The sequence below is a fragment of the Pontiella desulfatans genome (assembly GCF_900890425.1).
GTDB classification, from domain to species: domain Bacteria; phylum Verrucomicrobiota; class Kiritimatiellia; order Kiritimatiellales; family Pontiellaceae; genus Pontiella; species Pontiella desulfatans.
In genome coordinates this window covers 340,499-363,955 of record NZ_CAAHFG010000001.1, presented here as the reverse complement: position 1 = coordinate 363,955, position 23,457 = coordinate 340,499, and the positions used below count along the sequence as shown (strand labels likewise).

Genomic DNA, 23,457 nt, shown 5'->3' with positions numbered 1-23,457 from the left:
TTTCGTCTGAAAATAGGCCGGGAACTCCCCGATGGGCATTCCGCACAAACAGGCACAGCGTCATGAACCCACCTGTTTTTATCAATGAACAAATAGGTTTCCCTGTTAATGCCCCGGGCATCCGGACCGCCCGATCACTTCGGGCTGATCCGCAGGCGGAAATAGCGCTCGGTGGAGCTGCCCATGGGCAGGGTCGATTCAACCTGCTGGACGGCACCATCGTCGCTCAGCACGGTCTCGCCCACGCCGGCGGACGACCAGGTGTTCGACGAAAGATTGTCGGTCCAGATCACCTCGAAGGTGTAATCCGCCAGCGCGTTGACGTTGCGCGGATAGGTTAGCCTGGCCTGGGCCGGGTCGACCGCAAACAGCAACGGATCGGGATTGGCCACCTTGGGGGAAGTCGCCAAGCCAAACTCCAGCAGGTTGGCGTAGCCGTCTTCATCAAAGTCCGCATCGTCGGCCAAAGGCCCCACCGGCAGCAGCGTGCCGAAATATTCGGTTCGCCAGGCCTGCAGCTCGGTGTAGCCGGTGGCGGACAGGTTGATGTCGAAGGGGTTCTCGTTGGCATCGTTGCTGGCCAGTTGGAGCGCGGCGGAACGCGCGCCGGTGCCGAGCGGATCGTAGCTGACGGAGAAGGAGGCCGTCTGTCCGGTTTCAAGCTCCACCGAAGAGAGGGCGCCCACGCTGAAGTCATCCGCATGGCTGCCGCTTTTCGCGATGGCCAGGCCGGTGAGCGGGCTGCCGCCGGTATTGCGGACGGTGTAGCTTTTCACCACCGAGGCTTCGGAGGGGGCCGTTGCTCCGAAATCCTGCACCCCGGAGTTGTCCGCCAGCAAGACCACGGGCGGCCCGTTTTCCTCCACTTCGATCTCCGGCGCCGTCTGGCCGGTCACGACGAGGGAATAGGTTTGTTCCCCGTCCGTCAGCGCCCCGGCATAATCGACCACCACCAGATAGTCGCCGGCGACCGGGGCGGAGAGGTAGACCTGCTCGACATTGTCGACATCGTTGACGCCGGTGGTCGCCGATGTTTCGAACTTACTCTCCGACCAGTCGCCCACATAGGGCATCACATACGGATAATGGGTTCCATCCGGACTGATCACCTTGAGATTAAGGTCGTTGACGAGCGCCTTTGCGCGGTTGTCATGGCCCTCCTTTTCCGTTCCCGCCGGATCGGTCCAGCAGAGGGTGACGCGCAACGGCGCTGTGCCGTCCCACCCGAAGGTGCGCGTGCGGGAGGGGATGGCGGTGTCGACCGTGGATTCCAGCAAGATTCCGCCGCCCTGGTTGTCGGCATGCGCCTTGATCACATCCGCAGCGGCCTGCGTATTCATGACCCCCCAGCCATATTTGTAGTCGGGCCCGGTTTTGCCACGATCATCCGCCGTATGGAGAATCAGCGCTTTAAGGGTGCTCGCCCGCATCGCGTCTCCGGGGAAACGCGACGTGAAATAATCGATCAACAATGCGGCCGAGCCGCAGACGTTGGGCGAAGCCATGCTGGTCCCCGAATAGCTGGCCGTGGCGGTATCGCTGTTATCGATGCACGACGTCAGCCCCGTTCCGTTCCCGTGGATATCCGGCTTAATGCGGCCATCATCCGTGGGGCCTCGCGAACTGTAGGTCACAGCGGTCGCCGCACCCGGATCGCGAACTCCACCAGAGATCCCTTCATCGGAACTGCCAACCGTGATGACATTTTTCGAGAGCGATTTCCCCTCCATCGTGTCATATCCACCGGATGTATAGTAGCGGTTCCCCGGCGGATGGTTTGCCGGATCGTAGGCATACGGGCCATCCCAGCCATACTTCCACAACGCCCCGGTCGCCGGGGCTTCCGTCCGGCTGTTCCCGGCCGCCGCAAAAATCAGGTAATAGGGCAAATTATAGGCGATGCCGTCCCACTCTTCAGCGTTGTCGTCATAGCGGCCAAAGTCCTCATCATAATCGTTAGACGGATCGCCATCGTCACTGAACGTACCGTTATAAATCCAGTCGTAGTCGTCGCTGCCGACCCATTTCCATCCCGGCGTCGAGCCATAGGAATGGTTGGAGAGATAGATATCGGTGGTGCCGGGTTCGGCGGCGCCGTTGGCGAGCATCTCGACTTCATCGTAACTCGAGCTAAAAGCCGCCACGTTGGCACCGGGCGCCATGCCCAGCGTTGCCGCATTGATTCCCCGCGAAACCAGCGTCCCCGCAACATGCGTTGCGTGGTCCGACGTCGAAGTGGATCCATCCATCACGGTGACCTTTCCGGAGAGCTCCTGATGCGTCACGCGCGGAATCCCGCCCGATTCCCACAGCCCAATCGTCACACTCGCTCCATCGACGCTGTTGTACGCGGAATTGGAACGAACCTCATCGGCCGCCGTCGTTTTGGCGGCGTCGACATTGAAATCCTCCTCGTAAACCGGAAAGCCGCGATCATCGAAACCGATCAGGCGGAAGCCCCGGCCGTCGGGCCGGGTGCCCTCCAGCTCCAGGCCCTCGGCGGCGGCCCGGCGCCGCACGGCACGCAGGTGTTCCTCCTCCGCCGCCTTCAATTGGCGCACCACATCGGCCCGCGTCTGCCGGTCGTTCATGTCGTGCCGTTTTGAAAAAATGTCCGAACGTTTCCGCCGCGCGTCCTTCATTGCCTTGGCATCGCGTTCCGCCATGGCCCGCGTATAGGCATTCGTCCGGCCATGCGTTTCCGCGGCCAGCACGAAGATCGACAACCCGACCAGGCCAACCATGCGGATCGGCCACCGGCGATCAACGCTTTTCCGGGATTCGGCGCATGCAACCGCCGCACGTTTTTCCATCATGTTCAAATGCTCCATCATTGGCGGCGCAGCGCTATTTGCCGTACCAGGTGAAGGTCTCGCCCTTCGCGAGTTCCTTTTCGAGGGTGTTGGTTCCATGGCGGAGTTTCAGCGGGTTGCCATTGAGCGATGTGATTCGCGCGGCGGACAGCGCGCCGTCCTTCCACGCGATATCCACCTCGAACCCGCCCCGGGCGCGCAACCCCTGCACGGAACCCTCCTTCCAAACGCCGGGAAGCGCCGGAAGCAGCTGCACCTCGCCATCGTGGCTCTGCAACAGCATTTCGGCAATCGCCGCCGTGCCGCCGAAGTTGCCGTCGATCTGGAAAGGCGGATGCGTATCGAACAGGTTCGTCAGGGTCATCTTTCTGAGCAGGTTGCATAGCAACGCATAGGAGCGGTCGCCATCGTGCAGCCGCGACCACATGTTCACTTTCCACGCCATGCTCCATCCCTTGCCGCCGTCACCGCGGGCGATCAGCGATTTGCGCGCGGCTTCATAGAGATCCGGCGTGGCGTTGCGGGTGATGGATGTTCCCGGATGAAGCCCGTAGAGATGGGACGTGTGGCGGTGGTTCGGATCGAACTCCTTGTAGTCCTCGATCCACTCCATTAAACGTCCGGTTTTCGCACTGATCCGAACGGGCTGAAGTTTTTCCAAGGTTGCCTGGAGCGCTTGCTGGAATTCCGCATCATGGTTTCCGGAGGGATCGATGGCCAGGCTGGCTTCCTGCAATCCGTTGAACAAGTCCTGGATAATCTGCAGATCCATGGTGGCCGCATAGGTGAATTCAATCTTCGTGCCGTCCTCCATGAGGAAAAAGTTTTCCGGCGAGTGCGACGGGTTGGTGACCAGCCTGCCGGCCGCCGGCGTTCCCTCCGGCGCTTCGATGAGGAAATCGAGCATGAATTCGGCGGCGCCTTTCATCAGCGGATAGGCGCGCTCCTTCAGGAACGCCATGTCGCCGTTGAAGCGGTAGTATTCCATCATGTCGCGCGCCAGCCAGGCCGCACCCAACGGCCAGACGCCGTGCACGCCGTCGGCGGGCGCCGCCATGCCGAAGATGTCGGAGAGGTGGTGCACCGTCCAGCCGTCCGCGCCATAATGCACCTTCGCCGTCTTTTCGCCGAAGGGCACGAGGCTTTCGATATAGTCGAAATATGGCAGGTGGCATTCGGACAGGTTGCAGACCTGCGCCGGCCAATAGTTCATCTGGAAGTTAATGTTCAAATGGTAGTCGGCGTTCCACGGCGCTTTGTAATATTGGTTCCACTTCCCTTGCAGGTTGGCCGGGAGATAGCCGGGGCGGGAGCTGCCGATGAGCAGGTAGCGGCCAAACTGGAAATAGAGCGCTTCAAACTGCGGATCGAAACGGCCGCCTTTGACGGCCTTCAACCGTTCGTCGGTCGGCAGGTTAATGGCATCGGTGCTGCCGAGGTCGAGCTTTACCCGGTTGAACAGGGCCTGGTGGTCGGCAACGTGGGCGGCGCGCAGCTGCCCGTAGGGCTTTTTCCCGATGGCCTTCAAATAGCCTTCGCAACGCGCCGTGGCATCGCCGGAGATATCGGTTGGGCCATTGTAGCTCGTTGCCCCGACCACCAGCAGCGTCACCTCGTCCGCATTGGAAACCGTCAGCAAGCCGCCGTTGGACTCGACCCTTCCACCTTCCGCCATGGGAAACAGCTGCGCCTCGTAGTCGATGCCCAGTTTGCCGCGCAAGACCAGGCGGTTGCCGGAAGCGGATTCCGTGGATGCATTTTCCCGCGCCAGCCGGGCGGTGAAGTTGATCTTGCCCTTCCGGCTCGCCTTGAGATTCACCACGATGGCCTGATCCGGCGCGCTCACGAAAACCTCGCGCACATAGTCCACCCCACCAACCGTATACTGTGTGCGGCTGATGGCCGTGGTCAGATCCAGTTCGCGGCGGTAGCCCTCCACCTTTTCGGTGTCCGGGAAATCGAGAAGCAGATCGCACAACGTCTGGTAGGATTTAACCTTGTGCGGCCGCCCCATCATTTTATTGCCGGCCAGTTTTTTGGCCTCGACATTCTTGCCTTCGAAAAGAAGGCGCTGGACTTCCGGCAGCGCTTCGAACGCTTCCGGATTGGTGTAGTCGGTCGGGACACCGTCCCAGACCGTCTCCTCGTTGAGCTGAAGCCGCTCCTCGTTCACGCCGCCGAACACCATCGCCGCCAGCCGGCCATTGCCCACCGGCAACGCCTCGTTTTCCCAATGGAGGGCGGGCTTGCGATACCAGAGCGTCAGCGGCTCGTCCGGAGCCGGGGCATCCTTTTCGAACTTCATGTCCGCCTTCGGGTTGTTCGATTCATCCGCGGCATGGCGCGCGGCAAATGTGGTTCCCGCCGCGACCAGTCCGACCATCACAAAAATAAATTTACACATCATACCACCCTGACTTCGTTAAACCGGCTACCCGCTGCCCTGCGCAGGCCTATTCCACCGACACCGCATTGGGCCTCTATTTATGGAGGAAAACCAGCCATCCCCCGAGTCGCGAATAGGTTACCCTGTTAAGCCCCCTTTTCAACCGAAAAAAAACGCTGCCTCCAATCATTGGAAACAGCGTTAAGCAGGCGTGATCCCCGCTCCGGTAGAGGGATGTGAATCTATATTATTTTTCGACCGCCTTAATGCGGATGAAACGTTCCCCGGCATCCGTCGCAACGAGGTTGGTTACCCCCACGAAGTCTGCCGCAAAACTCCCGTTCGTACCGGCAATGACCACGCCTTCGTTCGTCCATGTGCCACCGACCAGATCAACGGTGGTCTCAACGACATACTCAATATCGTCGCTGCCGATGCGCTGCGCGTGGATAAAGGACATGAACGCGCCACCGGCTTCAACGAGGCCGTATTCCACGGGATGGCCGGTGTCGGCACCGTTGGTCGGATTGCCGCCAAAGGCATATTCGTTCCAGTTGTCGAGCGCATCGCCATCGGGATTGTCGGTCTTGCCGTTGTCGGTATCAAAGTCGGGATACTGTTCCGCCAGCCAGATGTTGTAGCCAGCCGCCTCCGCCGATCCCACCAGCATCGCGAAATCTTCTCCGCCGGAACCGGAGACCGCTCCACCGAGATCGCCGATAAAGACCAACCCGAGTTTTTGGACCGATGTAATGTTCAGGCCCGTCGGACCGCCCAATACTTCGCCGGTTGCGAGATCCCACTCCATGGTTTTCGAGTCGCCTTCAACGATGGATTCTTGACCGTCCATCGGTCGTACCACCCAGCCGGTATGCCCTTCAACGGTCGTCACATAGGCAGACATTGTAATGCCATTGTAATTCGGCGGATTGGTTCCCGGATTCGTGAAATCGACCGACCAGCGTTCCCCGGGGTTTATGGCAAGGCCCAACGTGTTCGTATCCGCCCCGATACCCAGAAGACCGTAACCCGCGCCGACATCAACCACATTCACATTCCATTGGTATCCCGGATCGCGCGGATGGTCTGTCGTGCCGGAAATGCTCCCGCTGAAATAGAGGTTGTGCGGCTCCACCACCATGCTCGACCACTGCGCGTCATTCAGTACTACGGTGGACGGAGAACCCACGATGATGGAGAACGGTTCGCCGGCCCCTCCCGAAGCCCCTCCGAGATCACCGATAAAGACCAACCCGAGCTTTTGAACCGATGTGATGGAAAGACCGGCCGCATCGCCAAGAATGTCACCGGTGGTGAGATCCCAGGTCAGGGTTTTCGACTCTCCTTCATAGATTTTTTCTTCATCATCGCCCAGCGGGCGTACGACCCAACCGGTATAGACCGCGGTCGTCACATAGGCGGCCAGCGTAACGGCATTGTAATTCGCCGCATTGGTTCCCGGATTCGTGAAATCGACCGACCAGATGTCCCCGGGGTTTACGGCAAGGCCCATGGTGCCGGTAGCCGCACCGATGCCCAGGAGGCCATACCCTCCCCCCACATCAACCACATTCACATCCCATCGGTATCCGGGATCGAGCGGATAATCCACCGTGCCGGCAATGCTCCCGTTGAAATAAGGATTATGTGCCTCCACCACCATGCTCGACCACTGTGCATCGTTCAATTCTATGGTCGCCGCCGATGCCGTTAGGGTCAACAGCGCTGCCATCGGCAGCATCATCGATCTTGCATGCACTCTCATTGCCTTGCCTCCATGGTTATGATTCCCAAAATCCCGAGCTAGATATACGCAGGATAATACGGCACATCCCCTTTGTACACTATATCAACTAAATAACAGGAACTTAGCTTGAAAGGTCTCACCACAGAGGACACGGAGGCACAGAGAAATAGTGCAATCCCGCTCCTCTGTGCCTCAGTGCCCTCTGTGGTAAAAAAACGAATCAGTTTAATTTGGAGTAACTCGATCGATGCGGGTTAACCAGATCAGGGGTCACGGGAGGGAAGCCCCCCTATTCAACCAACAACCGGTAGAAACGCTGCGGCGCGTTGGTGGTTGGAACCTCCCATTCCAAGGGCGCGCCGGTGCCCGGAACCGCATTGCCGAGCGGCAGCCAGTGGGTATCCGACAACGAATCCTTGTACTTGAGGGCATAATCATGGCCGTCAAGGGTTTCGACGCCCAACAGCAGTTCATCCCCGGTCGGCGATCCGCTGCAGGTGAAATACGGCAACGCGCCGACCTGCAGGATGAACGTCGCGGAATCGTCCAGCGCGGGGGTGCCATCATCCGTCACCCGCACGGTCGCGGCGGAATCGGAAGGGGTCCATCCAGCGGGCACCGTCCAGGAAAACGAACCGCCGGGGGTGACGGTTGCACCGGCCGGCGCCCCCGGATCGAGCGAATAGTGCAGCTGCTGGAACGCGCCTTCGGCATCGGTGGCCTGTGCGGAAAACGAGCAGGTTTCCCCGGGATAGAGCCACACGTTCGCAATGGATTCGAGGATCGGTGCCGTGTTGACCACCTGGTTCGGTGCCCCTGGCGTTGATTCCATCGCCACGATGACCGCCCCGCCGTCAAGCATCCGCCCTTCGCTTTGATCGGGAGCTTGGGCGCCGAAGGTAACACTATCGATGATGCTTCCGTCGGAAGCCACCAGCGCAAGGGTTTCCCCGTTCTTCGAGAGTGCGAAGTTGACATGCAGCGCCGCGGCGTCGAGCTCGTTCTGCGCCGGCTCATTATCGGCCCAAACCAGCAGGAAGCCATGGGCGGGAACGGCGTATTTCCCTCCCGTTGGAATCTCGAACTGGAAGGGATCGGCCAGATCGTCGGTCAGGAAATAGCCGGCCAGGTCGATGGCTTCATCGCCGGGATTATGGATCTCGAACCAATCCTCGAAGTCGCCGTCGATCGCATCGGCCAACGTGGCGCCGTTGTCGGCCATCCATTCGTTGATGCGGGCATCGAGCGGCGCGGACTGGTTGGTGTTGGCGGCGCCGGGCGTGGCCGCATACATCGCAAGGCGGGAACACGGATCGCCATCCGGATAGTCGCCATAGCTCCAGCCGACCGGGATGGTTCCAGGGTTGAGATAGTCGATCATTTCGGGCGAGCCGCCGACATCGCGGGAAAGCGCAACGCTTCCGTTGGCCAAGGCCCCTGCCCCCAATTCAATCTGGACAAACCCGCCCGGAGCAATCGACGTTGGGGCAGTGACCGGCCACTTGGCCAAATCGCCATAGTCGTCGGACAGGGAATAGCCGGCCAGGCTGAGCGTCATGGCTCCGGCATTGTGGAGTTCCACCCAGGGCAGGCCACTCACCGGCGAAGGCATGGCCTCGTTGAGCCAAAGCGCGGGGATGGCGGCGTTCGGATAGCCGATGTTGTTGGCCGCGCCCGGAGTGGAACCGGCCGCGCTACTCGCCGCGTAGTCGGTCGCCACGTGCAGGTCGAACGCGACATCGCTGCTGGATGCGGAGGTCTGGTGAAGCTCCACGGCAATCACATGCGTGCCCGGTTGCAGGTTCACTTCGATGGCAACCGGCCCCTCTTCATAGGCATTGTCCACATACGATGTGGTCGTGGTCGTATAGGTCGGCGTGCCGCCCGGCATCCGCACGCGGTGGATTTCCACACCGTCGAGATACACCACGACCCCGTCGTCGGCCATGGTGGTCAGCAACAGCGACGCACCGCCGGCCCCCGTAAAGTTGATCGTCTTGCGGAAATAATAGGTAATGGTCCCGAGCGTCAGCGGGGTTTGGATCGGATGCGGCAACGAGTCTTCTTCGTACCCGAACGCGGCGGGCCCGGAAGGCCAGGCCGAGTCGCTGTATCCAGTCGTTTGCCAGCCGGTTCCATCCAGGTTTATGCCCTGTTGGTATTTCCAGGAGGCGCCCCAGTCGATGAGCGTTTGCCCCGGAGGCGGCGTCCCGGAACCATCGGCCACGGCCCAAAGCGCCGCGCGGCGGTTGTCCTGCGCGGCCTCCATGAGCTGCAACGAGCTACCGGCCGTCGTGGCCGGCCAAGGCGCCACGGTTTCGTAGCGAACCTGGTCCACCACCGCCTCCGCGCCATTGGTTCCAACGGGGCGGTAGAGCGTCAGCGTCTCGCCATCGAGATCGAGTTTGCCGTCGAACTCGTCGAGCACCAGATAACCGCCGGGATCGAGCACCGTGACCGGGAACGTATATCCCAATCCATTCATCCGCCAGCCCGTCAGGTCGAACGCCGTGCTCGCGGAGCGGTTGAACAGCTCCACGAACTCGTCGCCTACCACCGTCGGGTTGTAGTGGATTTCATTAATGACGATGGAGTCCTCCGGCGCATCCAGGCTGCCCGTCACCGTTACCTCAACCGACGCCGTTGTTCCATCGATGGGCGCGCCGTAGACATCCAGCCCCTGCAAGGCGAACGTTGCGGGCGAGGAGTCCGCGACGACATCGATCGACCATTCGGTGACCGATGTCCAGGTGACGGGATATTCGATCCCGTTGAGGGTCATCGAAGCGAGCTCGACCGGGGCCGTGCCCGTGAGGGTCACCGTGTTGCTGGTTGTTGAAACCGAAGCGGGGCTGGTCAGCGCGAACGCCGCCGTATCCTCCTGCGCCACGCGGGCCAGAATGCCGACCCGGGCCTCCGCCACCCAATCCTTGATCGAACCCGAGAAGTAGGCCGTTCCGCCCCCATCATAAACCCCCGATCTCGATTCGGAATAACTGAACGACGTGTCGGGCGACATCGCCGGCAGGCCGTCGGCGACAAAGGCCTGGTAGCGCGCATCCAACCACTGGTTGATTTCCGGCCCGAGGAACGGCCCGTTGGCGATTTCCTTATAGGCCCGCAACGACATCCGGCGGAAGGCCGGGTTTGCATAGACTGCGGAGAGCGTGGTGTCACCATCGCCGTCGCCGTAGTGGCTGTAATCCGGAAACAGCCCGCGTCCGGGGCCGTACGACAGGTTGTTGCCCAGTAGGTGGTTCATGTCCCAGATCAGCAAGGCCCAGCGCCCTTCGGTGGGTTTATACATGTACATGTTCTGCGCAATCTGGCACCCGAAATGGTCGAGGTCGCCCACCGCTTTGCGAAGCGCCCAGACGCGCATCCACTCCTCCATGTCGGCTTCGGCCAGCATCCGTTCGGTCATGTCGGCGCCCGAATTCGCGGCGTCCATCAAATCCAGCACCGGCGTAAAATCGTTGCCGCCGGTGTTGCCATAGGCGCGCGCGCCCCACGTCCAGCGGTAGCGCGGCGCATGGAGGTTCCCTTCCGCATTGGCATAGGGAAGCAGCTCGGTTCCTCTCTGGCGCTGATTATTCAGCACCCCGTTCGTCGAGGTGGCCACATTGGAATATTCCCACCAGAAGTTGGCCTTATGCAAATTTCCGTCCGCATCGTTCCGCCAGTATTGCTCGATGAATTCGCTGCCCGGCACCTGGGTGTCCTCCATCAACCAACCGGCCTTGCGGGCCACGCCGTTGACGTAGACGTTCACATAGCGCCGGTAGAGCCACGGCAGCTTCAGCTTGCGGGCGGCCCAGAATCCCGCCTGTTCGCGGGTCATGGTTTTATCCTGGAATGGATTGTTGCCCGGCCCGTGCAGCTTGTTGAAATTATCCGTGCCCAGCAGCTTGTCGTCCAGAGGCATGTCGAAGGAGTAGTGGCAGTCGTCCGTGATGGCGGTCCAGCCCTGGTGGTAGGGGCTTCCGGCATAGTGGGCGCCGAAATGATGGATCACGCGGTCGTCGTTGTAGACAAAGGTGCCCTCGACCGGTTCGTTGCTGAGCACCAGGCGGGTTTCCCAATCCGCGGTGGCGGCCTGCGTGAACCACATGCGGTAGGTGCCGAAGCTGCTGGCGCGTGTGGCATCGCCAAAGCGCACGAGGCATTCCCTTAGGCGGGCAGCGTTTTCCGGCGTGTTGCCCGGAAAGCGGCGAGGCGCACCGGCGGCATCGAAGGCGAGCACGTAGAACGCAACCAGCGTATCGGCCGACTGCCCCGGGATCGTGGCGCTGACGATTCCGTCCCCCGCCACGGCGTCGCCCGAGGTGCCGTTGTCCTTCATGGCAACCCCCGTGTACGAGGAGGAGGGATCGACGCGATAATAGAGCACGAGCGAAGTGACTCCATCGGGATCTTCCACGCGCGCGGTCACCACCACAGCCTGGCCGGCGGCCGGCACCGCCGGGCTGTGCGCCACCTCGTCGATCGCCGGCGCCGCGTTGGCCACGGCCCGGCTGTTCGCCTGGCCGGGCGTTCCCAGGTTGGCCGGCACGTCGAGCCGAACGGGCGCTTCGAGATAGTTGCCGTGCAAGCGAAGATAGAGCCACGGATAGCCCTTCTGCCATTTGGCCTTGGCGCTGATGGTTGCGGTGGCGCCATCCGCAACCGATGAAGACAAGGCGCCGCTGATCTGGTTCGCGCCGGTATCGCAGCGGGTGCTTGCCCGGACCTGAAGGGCATACGTCCCGCCCGATCCGCCGGGCTCCCGCGAGGAGCGCTCGTGCGACCCGCGCATCACCCAGTCGGACAGGCCGCTGTTGAAGGTCGGATTCTTGACCCGGTTTTCGGCATCGACCAGCACCTGCACATCATCCAGCAGACACTCCCCCGCCCCCTGCAGGCCGCCCTCGATCCGGCTCGCCCCCCGCGACCCCAGCTCCAGCATCCCGGTAACGGAAACATCGGTCCAGGTTGCCTTGCCCGTTTCATCGCTGTCGGCCCAGGCGGTCGGGCGGCGCGGGTTTGCGCGCGCATCGACGCGCTCGAGGCTGCTGCCGCCGCCCTTGGCCCAGACCGGCCACTGCCCGCCGGTTCCATAGGTCACGTCGTCAACCACGATATGGATCAGGTTGGTTTCGGGATGGGCCGGGTCGGCGTAGTCGACCACGGTATCGGGCTTGTTGAGTTTAACGCGATCCCCGCCATTGCCTAGCGAGCCGCTAAAGCCGCCAAAGGTGTTCGACGCATTCAACTGCGCATAGTTGGTCTGCAGGTGAAGCGCGTCGCGCGCGACCACCACATAGCCGCCCGCAGGAATTTCCGCCCCGTCCGGAAACTCAAAGTCAATCCCGCCCCGGAGCCGCCAACCGCCTAGATCGACGGTGCCCGAACCCTGGTTATGGAGCTCGACGAACTCGTCGTCCTTTTCGCCGGAAATCGGGTCGTACATGATTTCATTGATCACCACGTCGTCGATGCGCCGGGTGCCGTTGCCACTGCCCAGCGTTAGGCCGGCCATCCGGTGGAACTCCGCGCCCCCGTTCGGATAGCGGCCAATGGAGATTCCATTTTCCTGGCCGCCAAACTGCACGGCGTCGATCATGCGGGTTCCCGCCGCGTTGCGGAAATAGATGGTTTCGCCGCCGGAGTTGAGCGAGAAGCCCATCTGCACCTGGTCGAAAACCGCAAAGCCGCGCGCCGCGATGGTGGTTCCGCCGGGGATGGTGAACTTGTTCGTGGTGGCCTCGTCGAACAGAGTGCATCCGGAGAGATCGACGCTGGCATTGGAATGGTTGTAGAGCTCGATGGTGTCGAGCTGCGGGTCGTCGGTATGCGCGAGGATTTCGTTGATGACCACATGGCGCAGGGCTTCGTCGCCATAGGTTTCGCCGGTGCCCGGCGAGCCGCCGATCTGGTCGCTCGCCTCCCAGGCGTGCGGATCGTTTTCGCCGTACGACGGGCGCGCCAGCACCAGCGAGTGCCCCGCCCCGTCCGCCGCCACCGGCCAGGGTGCGTCGTTGTCGTAGTCGATTTCGAGCACCGTTCCGTTGCAGCTGTTGACCAGCCGCAGGGTGCCCGAGCTGCCCAGCGAATTGCCGCCGTTGGTTTCCCCGTATTCAAACAGCTGCACCCCCGACACCCCATACTCCAGCTGGAACGCCGTTGCATCCTTTGCCACCACCAGATAGGACTGTCCTGCCAGCAGGGTGCCCTCGGGAAAGGTAAAGTCGATTTCGCCCTTCAGGCGATAGCCGCCGATTTCCTCTTCGAAGGGATTGGAGTTGTAGACTTCGACAAACTCCAGCGCGTTGGTCGTGGCCGGCCTGTACATGATTTCCGAAATCACAAAACCGGTCTTGCGCGTGCAGGCCCCCGGTTGCTCAACGACCACCTCCGCGGCCATGACCGATCCGGCCAGCAGCCCGGAAACACATAGCGTCTTAAACAATGAAACCGTGCCCATAAACCGAATCCTTCACTCTATCCTGCGCATACATCCCATGCAGCCCCTGGAAACCAGCAACCATAACTGATTATTCATGCCTGGAAATGCGCCATCTGCCGACCATCCAGAAAGTTACCCTGTTAGCCGCGGGGTTCCCGAACCCCCGCGATACGCGCCGTCCCTGCGGGACAGGCGCGTCCTACACCCCTCCACGCGCCGTCCCTACGGTTCCGGTGTGAAGCGCATCGTGATGGAGCCGGCCTTCAGCTTTTCCTTGAATTCAATCCCGATCTTGAAGGCCTGGTCTGCATAGCGGATCGCCTTAACCTTTACTTCCTCATCCTTGATTTTAATTCCGCCGCCCTCGGCACGGATCTCGACCTTGATGGTTTTTCCATCATTCATCAGCAGAAGGGTATCTGAATCCACGATCTTGTATTCCGTATGCGTCATGATGGCGGTATCGAACGAGATCGGCCTGGTAGCGGAAAATTCATCCGTGATCGTGATGGTTCCGTTGCCGGACTTATCGTTGGTCATCGTACGAACCAGTTTTCCAAGGGTTGGAACTTCGTAGGCCGCCTTGAGATCCAGCACCACTTTATCCCTGTTCTCCGCAAACTCGGTTTCGAGCACGTTCCCGCGGAACTGCTCGCCTTCCGACTGAAGCGATCCATCCACGCGGGGCACCGGGTGCCCCCAGGACGAGCGCATTTTATGTTTGGGCGAGAACGAGCCGGCCTGATACGGCGGTGCGCCCAGATCGCCGCATAGGATGTGGTCGTCGTCGAGCACCATGACATAGCTGCCGACATCCATATGGTTATGGTTTTCGTTGTTATGCCCGGCCTTGATCGCAATCGAGAACGGAGTCGCCTGCTTGCCGCGGGAAATCAAAACGCCGTAATCTTCATAATAGGTGTGTGGCGGCAACTCGTCCGCTCCCCGGCCCGGGGCAACATAGGATACCGGATCGGCCCATTCCATCAGCTGCATCGTAATATCCGCAGGACGGCTGTAGACCGGTTTGGCCGCGCCGTAGTTCTTGGCCGAAAGGATATAGGCAAAGTTATCCTGTCCCTCTTTGATCCTCGCGCCACCGTCTGAAAAGCAGGGATAAATGCTGTTCTGAATTTGAAAACCAGCCGGGAAATTACCAACGCATTTCATTTTTTCCGGATCGTCAAACCTGAACATATCGACCTTGCCGTCCGTGTAGTCGTAGATCATCTGCGCGAGATAAAGATAGTTCCCGAAGCCGTAGTTCCAGTACCCGACACCTTCCGAGCAATAGCCGTCGTCACCGAAGCCGCGAAGATAGTGCTTCATGCTGTTGAGGGCGCAGCCGATCACCGCAATTCGTTCGTCCACCTTTTCGGACGCCGTCAGCGTCGAGAAGACGGTTCCGCCCGTACAGACCGAATTCCAGTTGCTGGTTCCCCAAATCCAGGAATTGCCTTTCTGGTCTTCACCCCGGCAGCTCTTCAGGTAGGAATCAATCATCCGCCACTGGATCTGCGCCCGGATTTCCTTCCGCAGCTCCGCCGGCAGCTTGTCCTCCAGCAGAACCTCGGACAGCATCAGCACGGAACCGAACTTGCGGGCTCCCAGATCAATCGCCACCCGCTTGCCTTCGAGCACATCGTTTCCGGGATCATGATTCGGGTGCAGCCACGATTTCATTTCCAGGATGGCCTGGATGTGCTCGATGATCTGCGGAACATAGCGCCCCTCATCTTCGACGCACTCCGCAATCACGGCCCGCTCCAGCGTTTCCATCGTACGGTAATAGCGCGGTTTATAAATGCCCCGGTTCCCCTCCTTGTTCGCGCGGCGGTAGATCTCGTCGCTGATCGGAACCTCCGGCTTCCTCTCCCGGTCCTCCCTCGCCTGCTTGATAATCGCCTCGGCCGATTCCTTCTGCCCGATCATTTCCCAGAAAGCGCGATCGGCGATGGACGGCGCCGGGCGATAGCTTGTTGCGGGGAGATACGGCCTGAGCATTTCGATCTGCTTTTCGGAAGGATGGATGACCCCTTCGTCCGCGGCACCGAGGTATTCGCCGATGTCCAGCTTCTCCGCGGCTAGCCCACTGCCTGCGGCCAGCATCATTCCGCCGACTACGGCACTTACTATCATTCCTGATGGTCTCACCATTTCACCCCGATCGTTTTTCAACGTAAACGTATTTACCTTCTTTTGACATGCCCGAACACGACCTGCACCCACCACTTGAAACCCATGGCTACAGGCTTAACAGTGTTACATCTCTAACAGGTTCAAATCTTTTGGCAAAACCACGCGGGGTTACCCTGTTTAGCAGCCCCGCATTCGCCATGCGGTCGCCAGCGCCACTATTTCCACGACCGGAAGGATCTGGTCATGTATATCGTGATGTACAATCCGGAACAGATCGCGCTGCCCGAAAATGAACTGCGCCGCATGCCGGGCTACTGCGCCATGTTCATGCTCGAACCGGCCTACCGCAAACAGCACCGCTTTGCCAGCCGCCTCCACCTGAAACGAATGCAGCTCGCCCACGTGGAAGCCATTTGCGACGAAATGGAGCGGGAGTCCACCGAAAAAACGCCCGGCCACGAAATCGTGCTCCGCGCCAAGCTGCTGGATCTGATGGCCTACCTGTCGCGCACCTACATGCAGGGCGAATCCACCGAAACCCAGGCGCTCCAGCGCGTCGGCGAAGTGATCGGCGCCATGGAAATGCTACTGAAAACCGATCGCACAATCACCAAGATCGCCTTTGCCGTCGGCTTCAACGACAGCAACTATTTCACCCGCCAGTTCAAGAAAGTCGCCGGCCTCCCACCCCGCCAGTTCCGCATGCAAAACAACATGTAGGCGGCCTATCATCATATTGGCTATTTTTTAACTACTCTTCTGCGAGTTGCGGAAATGCCGACTTTGTTTTTTTATCCCGATACGGCCAGCCGTCGTTTTCCTGCTTGGGACCGGGTGTTGTGCGGCCATCGCGCAGGGCCTTGGCCAGGTCGGTTACCAGTTCCTCAATGATTTCCGGGTTGGCTTCCTCGAGGTTTTTGGTTTCGCCGGGATCCGTTTTCAGATTGTAGAGTTGAACCAGCTTGGCCGACGTTTCAACGTCCTTCCAAGGTAGCTCCCAGCCGACGCCTCCATCCTTGCCCATGATCAGTTTCCAGTCGCCCTTGCGAATGGCGAATCCGCCCTTGAAGTTATGATGGATCGTGAACGGACGAACGTCTTCGCTTTTGCCTTTCAGGTTCGGATAGAACGAAAACGAATCCTCGGCGGCATTGTCCGGAATTTTATTTTTGCTTCCCACGACATCGGCGAAGGTGGCAAAGAAGTCCGTCGTGCAGATGGTCGCATCGCTGGTGCTGCCCGCCTTGACCTGTTTAGGCCAGCGCACGATGAACGGCACCCGGTGGCCGCCTTCGTAGATGGATGCCTTGGCCCAGCGGAATTGGCCGGAGGGGCAATAGCCCGCGGCAATCATCTTTGGAATTTCCACATAGGGGGCAAAGCCGTTGTCCGCCGTAAAAACAACCAACGTGTTGTCGTCGATCCCCGACTCTTTCAGCTGTTCGAGCACCTGCTCCACCACCCAGTCGGTCTCGGCAATGAAGTCGGCATACCAGCTGTATTGCGGAAAGCGGCCCTTGAAATCCTTGCCGGGCGTTACGGGCGTATGCGGCGAGGTCAGCGAGAGATAGAGAAAGAACGGCTTTTCTGAAGGATCTTTCACCCGCTGCTGAATATAGCGACGGGATTCCGCAGTCCAATCGGCCAGGCAGGTGCTCGCATCAAAGTCTTCCGCCGCCGCGCCGACCCGCTGATAGTCGTTGTATTCATTGTGCGGCCAGCTTTTGTTCACCGTCGGGATCGCCTCCGCGCGATCATTGCGGAGATAGACATACGGTGCCATGTCCAGCGAGGAGAGGATAAAGAACGCTTCATCAAATCCCACATCGACAGGGCCATTGCGGAACGGCTGCGAATAGTCGATGTTCCACGATTTATCCTTGTTGCCCTTTTTTCCGGCACCAAGTTCCTCGGAATGCCGCAACCAGTCGACGCCGAGGTGCCATTTTCCGATGCATGCGGTGTGGTAGCCCACCTGCTGAAGAAATGCAGGCAGGTTCAAACGGTTCGGATCCATTAATGCGGGGTCGGTCGCCTTGAACAACACACCGCTTTTGAGCCGGCTGCGCCAGTTGTATCGCCCGGTGAGAAGGCCGTAGCGCGTCGGCGTGCAGACCGACGAACTGGTGTGGGCATCCGTAAAATTCATGCCTTCCCTGGCCATCCGATCCAGCGCCGGCGTCGGGACAAGCCCGCCGGCGGCGCTCAGCTCCCCCACTCCCATGTCGTCCGCGAGGATGAGCACGATGTTCGGCAGCTCGCCTCTATCTTTTGCCAGCGATGAAATACCGGTTGCCATGACGGTGGCAACCATTGCGAGGACAATATTGTATCTGCTCATTCATTCTCTTCCTGTTTTCGACCCTTACACTCCAACTTCTTGCCATTCTGCGTTTCAACGAACACCTCCCCTATCCGCTCTGCGGGAGGATGATAAGCAAAATCATTTAATGCAAAATGTTGGCTTCGGCCAGTGTCTTTGAGTGTTCAACATTTTGCTCTAATACCAAATTAAACTGATTCGTTTTTTTACCACAGAGGGCACTGAGGCACTGAGGAGCGGGATTGCTATATTTCTCTGTGCCTCCGTGTCCTCTGTGGTGAGACCATTCAAGCAAAGTTCCTATAAATCATTTTGCATAATTGCTCTGCCGCGAAACCGCGTTGGGAAAGCCTAGTATTACTCAACACCGACCTCAAAGAACAGCGATTCTGCGGACGGAATGCTTGAAGTATACGAGGTTTCCGTCGGCAATCCGGAAATCCCTGTAGCCATGGTGCTGGTATTCCTGAACAGCAGATTTGCATTCGTAATGATGCTGTAGTTTTTCCCTGCAACGGACTGCCAAGTGATCACCAAGCCGCCACCGGTTGCTTCGGTTGAATTCACCCTGAGTACCGAGCTGGAATCGGTCGGGATGGTTCCGGCAATGTGTTCCTCCCAGGCCAGATGACCGTCCAAGTCCGTATCCGAAAGGTCGGCGGCCTCGTAGTCGCCACCAAACAAGGTGTCCACATCGTAGTACGAATCCAACCAGCTGTGCAGCGTGCCGTTCGTGGTGGACGGGATGTTTTCGGTGGTCACAACATTCAGCTCCGCCATGAAGTTGCATGCATTGCCCTCCCTCGGGAGCAGCCGGACGTAGCGGAAGGATGCCGTGTTGGAAACGACCGCCGAATTCACCGCCGGATAGAGGGCTGCATTCGTCGATATGGTATGCAGCACCACGGCATCGGAAAAGTCATCCAGGTTAGCCCCCTCGAACGTTGCATTGGTTGCCGCAGGATAGGCGTGGGATCCCCAGTTGCGCAGGGTATACTGAATTTCAACCACCTGCCGGGCCGTGCCAAAGTCCACGCCGCCCCAACCACCATTGCCGTAGCCATCAAAAAACGTCGTCGGATCCGTATCGAAGAGATTATCCTTGGCCAGTGCAGGATTGTTCAGATAGGTGGCATCCGTACCGATGATGTCGTAGGGGAACCCTACGCCGATCACCTCCGAAGAATCATCGCTTGCCCCGAACTGGTTGGTGGCGGACACCACATAATAGTAGGTCTCGTTGGTTTCAACCGTTGCATCGACATAGGTCAGGTCGGTCACGCCCGTGGCAATCGTCGCATAGCCCGCCCCGCTCGTGGCTGAGCGCTTCACGTCATACGAATCGGCACCGCCGGCCGCATCCCAGTTAACGGAAACCGCCATATTGTTGACGACGGTATAGACATTCTGGGGAACCGCCGGAGGCGTTTCGGCATCATTCTCCACGACATCGAAATCGCGGAAGCACACTTTGGCGTTGGAGCCGAAGAAAATGTGCGCCATGTTGGTATCCGAAATCTGGCCGGCAATGGAAATCTCCGGCGTGGAGAGGTCGATATCGCTGTAGCGGCCGCCGTTCCAGTCATCGAGATCAAACTGGATGGTCTGGTTGACATGGTTGTAGGTCATCCAAATGTCATAACCCGGATCACCACGCCAGGCTTCGGTATCATACAATACGTCTCCATTGTCGTTATAGACCTTCACATCCGAGTTTCTATTGCCGGTCTGGAACTTGAGATATACCGTGTCGGCGTTCCTCGGTTCATGGTACCGATTACCCGCCTCGTTCGGTGTCGGGTTGCCCAGCCCAAAGAAATAGTAGGGTTTCTCGGCGTTCGGCGCTTCCATGCCGATATGGGCCGTCCAGGATTTTCCAAGATAGTTGGAATGGATTGTTCCCAGATAACTGCGGGCGGTATCATCGTCCACCGTCACCCAATCAATGACCGCGCCCCCTTCCAGGACGGTATTGGTGGTCCCGCTGTCCGTCACCATATAGCCGTTCGTGTAGGACCAAACCGCATTGCTGACGGACGAAATATATTCATTGAAGTCCAGCGCCACGCTGGCCGCGTCCGTCAGGGTATTGGTAAAGAAGGGCACAGCCGGCGGCGGTGGCCCCTCGGGCACGGCCATCACTTCAGCGGAATTGACGGTTTCCTGACCGTCGATGATTGCAGTCACGACATAATAATACGCGGCCCCCGCGATCAGCCCGGCATCGGAGAAGCCGGTATCCAGGAAGGTGCCCACCTCGGTGTACGGCCCGCCGCTGGCCAGCGAACGCTTCAGAACATACTCCGTTGCACCGGCCACGGGACTCCAGGTGAGATCCAATTGAGAGGCCGAAGAAACGGATGCCGCCAGATGGTCCGGGGCGATATTGGTGTTGATGAACCCAAACCAGTTGACGTCAAAAAGGCCGGCGCCTGTCACGCCCGCAGCGGTTGTCTCAACATATTTCAGGTAGACCGACCGGGTTCCGGAAACCGGATCAAGCGCCGTCTCAATGGTATTCCAGTTATTGTCCCAGGAGCCGGTGTATGGAACATCCACCGAGCCGATCAGCGTTCCGGTGCTTGAATCCAAACGCACCTCGATTTTTCCGGTGGCATTGGTGCTTCCGGTGGCAACGCGTGCGCGGAATACGCTGCCGGTGCCGATCTGGATATTGTCGTATCGGTTCCACTCGCCATCATTGATAAAGCCCACCTTATCGCCACCGCACCAATCCGAGCAACCGCCCACTTCCCGGGCATTCCCACCCCGGCCATCATAATCCTCGGCCTCAATATGGTTCGCTCGATACTGGAAGGTTTCTTCCGGAGATTTAGCGCTTTCGCCATGGGTATTGACGGCACTGACCGCGTAATAATAGCGGGTGCCGTAGACCACATTGGTATCCACGAAACTGGTTCCGGTTTCCTGGGTCAACAGGGTGTACGGACCGCCGCTTATCGTGCTCTTCCAGATTTTATAGCTGTCGGCTTCGAACGATTCCAGCCAGCGCAGGGGCACCTCCGTGCCGCCGGGCGAGGCATAGATGGCAAAGGGGGCTTCGGGCACCGTCGATGCTTCGCCGCCATCGCCGCCGGTGATCCGGACATCGGTAAAGGTGGCGGTGGCCGTGGAACCATACTCATCCGAACTGACCGCCAGTCCGAAATAGGCCGTGTCCGCGAGACCCTCATAATCGGCGACGCCGGCTGTGCTCCAGCTGGCGCCGTCCGGCGACGTGAAGAGCGTAACCCGCTCGCCGACCCGCTCGATTTTAAGCCAGTACGGCATTCTCGGCCGGGGCTGGTTCGGTTTTCCATGAACGGGATCGCCACCGTCATGACTGTGCGCCGTTTCGCCGCGGTACCAGGTTTGCAGCTCATCGTCGGCGTCCTCGGCGGTGATGACCACCGCCGCCATGGTATCGTTGTTCGCCATGCTTTCATTGAAAACGAGTCCGGCGCGGGCATCGGTGGCGGATCCACCGGAAAGGCCGATCAACTGCGCGATGATCGTGGCGTCGCCGGTCACCGGCAGGTAGGCAAAACGATAGTCGGGATCCGAGCTGTAATACAGTCTCGTTCCCCGGCCGGAAACCGTCCAGGTTCCCGAACTGTAGGATTCGTTGCCGGACGTGCAGTCGCCCATGTTGGCCCCGTTCAGGCTGGTTACGGAAGCGACAGGAGCCGGTTCGGTCAATGGCGCGGGAATCACTGCGGTGGAGGTATCGACCGCTTTCAAATACGTGAACGATTCTTCGGTTTGCTCAAAACAGGCGAGGTATTCTTCGAGATACGGCGCGCTCAACCCTTTGCGCAACACGTAGGCGGCATGCAGCTTATTCAATCCCTTCGCTCCATGAAAGTACGTGGCGTTCGTCGCGGTCAGTGCGTTGTTGTCGGAATAGATGTCATACACGGTACCCGCCGTCACAAACGGCGTTTCCAACCCCATCGCCACCCGGGAATAATACTCCCCGGCAGCCAGCAGGCGGTTATCATGCTCGGCATAGACATCCACGCCCTGCTTCCAGAAGGCTTCCGCAATCCACGTCAACAGCTCAATCTGCCCATTCGAATGCGAATCCCGGCCGCTGTCGCCGACCTGGCCATTGCACAGGCTGTCCATCAGTGCGCCGGCCGGGCCCGCCCGGAACGCCTGAAGGCACTGGTTGAATTTCACTTCATCGTCATTGAAGATGGCCACCCCGACCGCGGCCGCCAGATTGGCCGCGCCCTGGTTCGCCGACCGCAACGGATACGGAACGTGAACATGACCCGGATCCCAGTACACATTCTCAAAATAGGTTTTACAGATTTCGGTATCCTCATCCGTCCATCCCGGCCAGGTTCCGCGCAGGATGTCCGCCCCTTCGAAAACGCGCCAGGCGTTGTAGCCCATTTCCAGATAGGTCTCGCCGGCAGCAAATAGCGTTTGATTGGTCGCCCAGCTGATCAGGATATCGCGCCCTTTCTGCGCATAGGCATCCTCTTCCGTAAAATACCACATGCGCGCCAGGCAATGGATCGCCTCCATGTCGTTTTCCCATGCGGGATCGCTTCCATCATTTTCCTGCCCGGGCTTCGCGTGGGAAACGGTCTCAAACGGGCCGCGCATGACATAGTTGGTTGAAGCGTGCCCATCGGCCAGCAAGTGCGCATAGCCCGTCGCCCACGGCTCAACAGCCAGTCTTGCCTTGACGGCATCCAGATCCTCGATGGTCAGCGGGATTCCCGGATGCACGCACTGGAACGTCTCCTTCACATAAAACTCGCCAAAGGTCACCTTGGCGTTGGCCCCGAAGAAAATATGGACATCGTTGGTATTGGAGAAGTAGCCATCGACCGAAAGCGTTCCCGTATCCACATTGACCCCGCTGAACCGCCCGCCGTTCCAGTTATCAATTTCAAACCGGACCGTTTGGTCGAGATGGTTGTAGGTCATATACATATCGTATCCGGGATCGCCCTGCCACGCACCGGTGTTGATTTCCGTGATCCCGTTTCGCTTCACCGAAACCTTTGAACCGGTGCTCCCGGAACGCCAGTAGACATAGGTGCTGTCCCCTTTCCGCGGCTCGTTCGACGCGCTCTCGTTCGGCGTCGGATCGCCCAGGCCGAAGAAAATGTAGGGCGTCGTCGAAGACGGGGCTTCGATGGCAATATGTGCCGTCCAGGATTTATCCAGCCAGTCGGAAGCGATCGTTCCCAGATAACTGCGGGCCGTATCATCATCAGCAGTCACCCAGTCCAGGATCGCACCGCCGGTCAGCTCCGTATTGGGGGCACCGTTCTGATCCGTCGCACCGCTGGCCACATGCGACCAGGAGGAGTTGGCATGGGAGGAAACATACTCGTCGAAATCCGACGCGACGCTTGCCGCATCCGTCAGGTCATTCGTAAACCACTCCGCCAGGGCCAGGTTGCCCATCAGGCTGAGTGCGGAAACAAGGGTCAAGGCTCTTTTCGTCATTCGCGTTCCTCTTTGGTTACTGGCGTGCAGCGGTTAAACACGTCCACGACCATCAGCGTTTAATACCTCAGACAAACCATTGTTAGCGACGAACACAATGATTAACCTGTTAACCGCATGGCTACCACCCCC

The 23,457-nt window shown here is 59.4% G+C and carries 8 protein-coding genes; 1 reads left to right on the top strand and 7 read right to left on the bottom strand.

Going from position 1 to position 23,457, the window contains the following annotated elements:
• Window positions 1-134: 134 nt before the first annotated feature.
• The 5 genes from E9954_RS01395 to E9954_RS01375 form a co-directional block, all read right to left on the bottom strand.
• On the bottom strand, window positions 135-2,816 hold the full coding sequence (locus E9954_RS01395) for a S8 family serine peptidase (protein WP_168441877.1): 2,682 nt from the start codon (window positions 2,814-2,816) through the stop codon (window positions 135-137).
• Between the two features lie 31 nt (window positions 2,817-2,847).
• On the bottom strand, window positions 2,848-5,220 hold the full coding sequence (locus E9954_RS01390; protein ID WP_136077465.1) for a glycoside hydrolase family 95 protein: 2,373 nt from the start codon (window positions 5,218-5,220) through the stop codon (window positions 2,848-2,850).
• 226 nt (window positions 5,221-5,446) lie between these two features.
• Complete coding sequence (locus E9954_RS01385) at window positions 5,447-6,964, bottom strand: hypothetical protein (RefSeq protein WP_136077464.1); 1,518 nt, start codon at window positions 6,962-6,964, stop codon at window positions 5,447-5,449.
• A 271-nt stretch (window positions 6,965-7,235) separates the two neighbouring features.
• Window positions 7,236-13,409, bottom strand: a complete 6,174-nt coding sequence (locus E9954_RS01380; protein WP_136077463.1) for a lamin tail domain-containing protein — start codon at window positions 13,407-13,409, stop codon at window positions 7,236-7,238.
• A gap of 204 nt (window positions 13,410-13,613) precedes the next feature.
• Window positions 13,614-15,530, bottom strand: a complete 1,917-nt coding sequence (locus E9954_RS01375) for a heparinase II/III family protein (protein WP_222847008.1) — start codon at window positions 15,528-15,530, stop codon at window positions 13,614-13,616.
• Window positions 15,531-15,773: 243 nt separating this feature from the next.
• Between E9954_RS01375 and E9954_RS01370 the strand changes: the two genes are divergently transcribed.
• Window positions 15,774-16,250 (top strand): helix-turn-helix domain-containing protein, encoded by a 477-nt coding sequence (locus E9954_RS01370; protein ID WP_136077461.1) that lies wholly within the window; start codon window positions 15,774-15,776, stop codon window positions 16,248-16,250.
• Window positions 16,251-16,281: 31 nt separating this feature from the next.
• Here E9954_RS01370 and E9954_RS01365 read toward each other — a convergent pair whose 3' ends face one another.
• Together E9954_RS01365 and E9954_RS01360 are read right to left on the bottom strand one after the other, a co-directional pair.
• On the bottom strand, window positions 16,282-17,871 hold the full coding sequence (locus E9954_RS01365; RefSeq protein WP_222847007.1) for a sulfatase family protein: 1,590 nt from the start codon (window positions 17,869-17,871) through the stop codon (window positions 16,282-16,284).
• Window positions 17,872-18,210: 339 nt separating this feature from the next.
• Entirely contained in the window at window positions 18,211-23,325 is a 5,115-nt protein-coding gene (locus E9954_RS01360; protein WP_136077460.1) for a carbohydrate-binding protein, read from the bottom strand.
• Between the last annotated feature and the right edge of the window lie 132 nt (window positions 23,326-23,457).

Excerpts from the sequence above, each read along its gene's own strand:
- E9954_RS01365 (WP_222847007.1), bottom strand. The coding sequence starts at position 17,871 with ATGAGCAGATACAATATTGTCCTCGCAATGGTTGCCACCGTCATGGCA.
- E9954_RS01385 (WP_136077464.1), bottom strand. The coding sequence starts at position 6,964 with ATGAGAGTGCATGCAAGATCGATGATGCTGCCGATGGCAGCGCTGTTG.
- E9954_RS01370 (WP_136077461.1), top strand. The coding sequence starts at position 15,774 with ATGTATATCGTGATGTACAATCCGGAACAGATCGCGCTGCCCGAAAAT.
- E9954_RS01380 (WP_136077463.1), bottom strand. The coding sequence starts at position 13,409 with ATGGGCACGGTTTCATTGTTTAAGACGCTATGTGTTTCCGGGCTGCTG.
- E9954_RS01375 (WP_222847008.1), bottom strand. The coding sequence starts at position 15,530 with ATGATAGTAAGTGCCGTAGTCGGCGGAATGATGCTGGCCGCAGGCAGT.
- E9954_RS01360 (WP_136077460.1), bottom strand. The coding sequence starts at position 23,325 with ATGACGAAAAGAGCCTTGACCCTTGTTTCCGCACTCAGCCTGATGGGC.
- E9954_RS01390 (WP_136077465.1), bottom strand. The coding sequence starts at position 5,220 with ATGATGTGTAAATTTATTTTTGTGATGGTCGGACTGGTCGCGGCGGGA.
- E9954_RS01395 (WP_168441877.1), bottom strand. The coding sequence starts at position 2,816 with ATGATGGAAAAACGTGCGGCGGTTGCATGCGCCGAATCCCGGAAAAGC.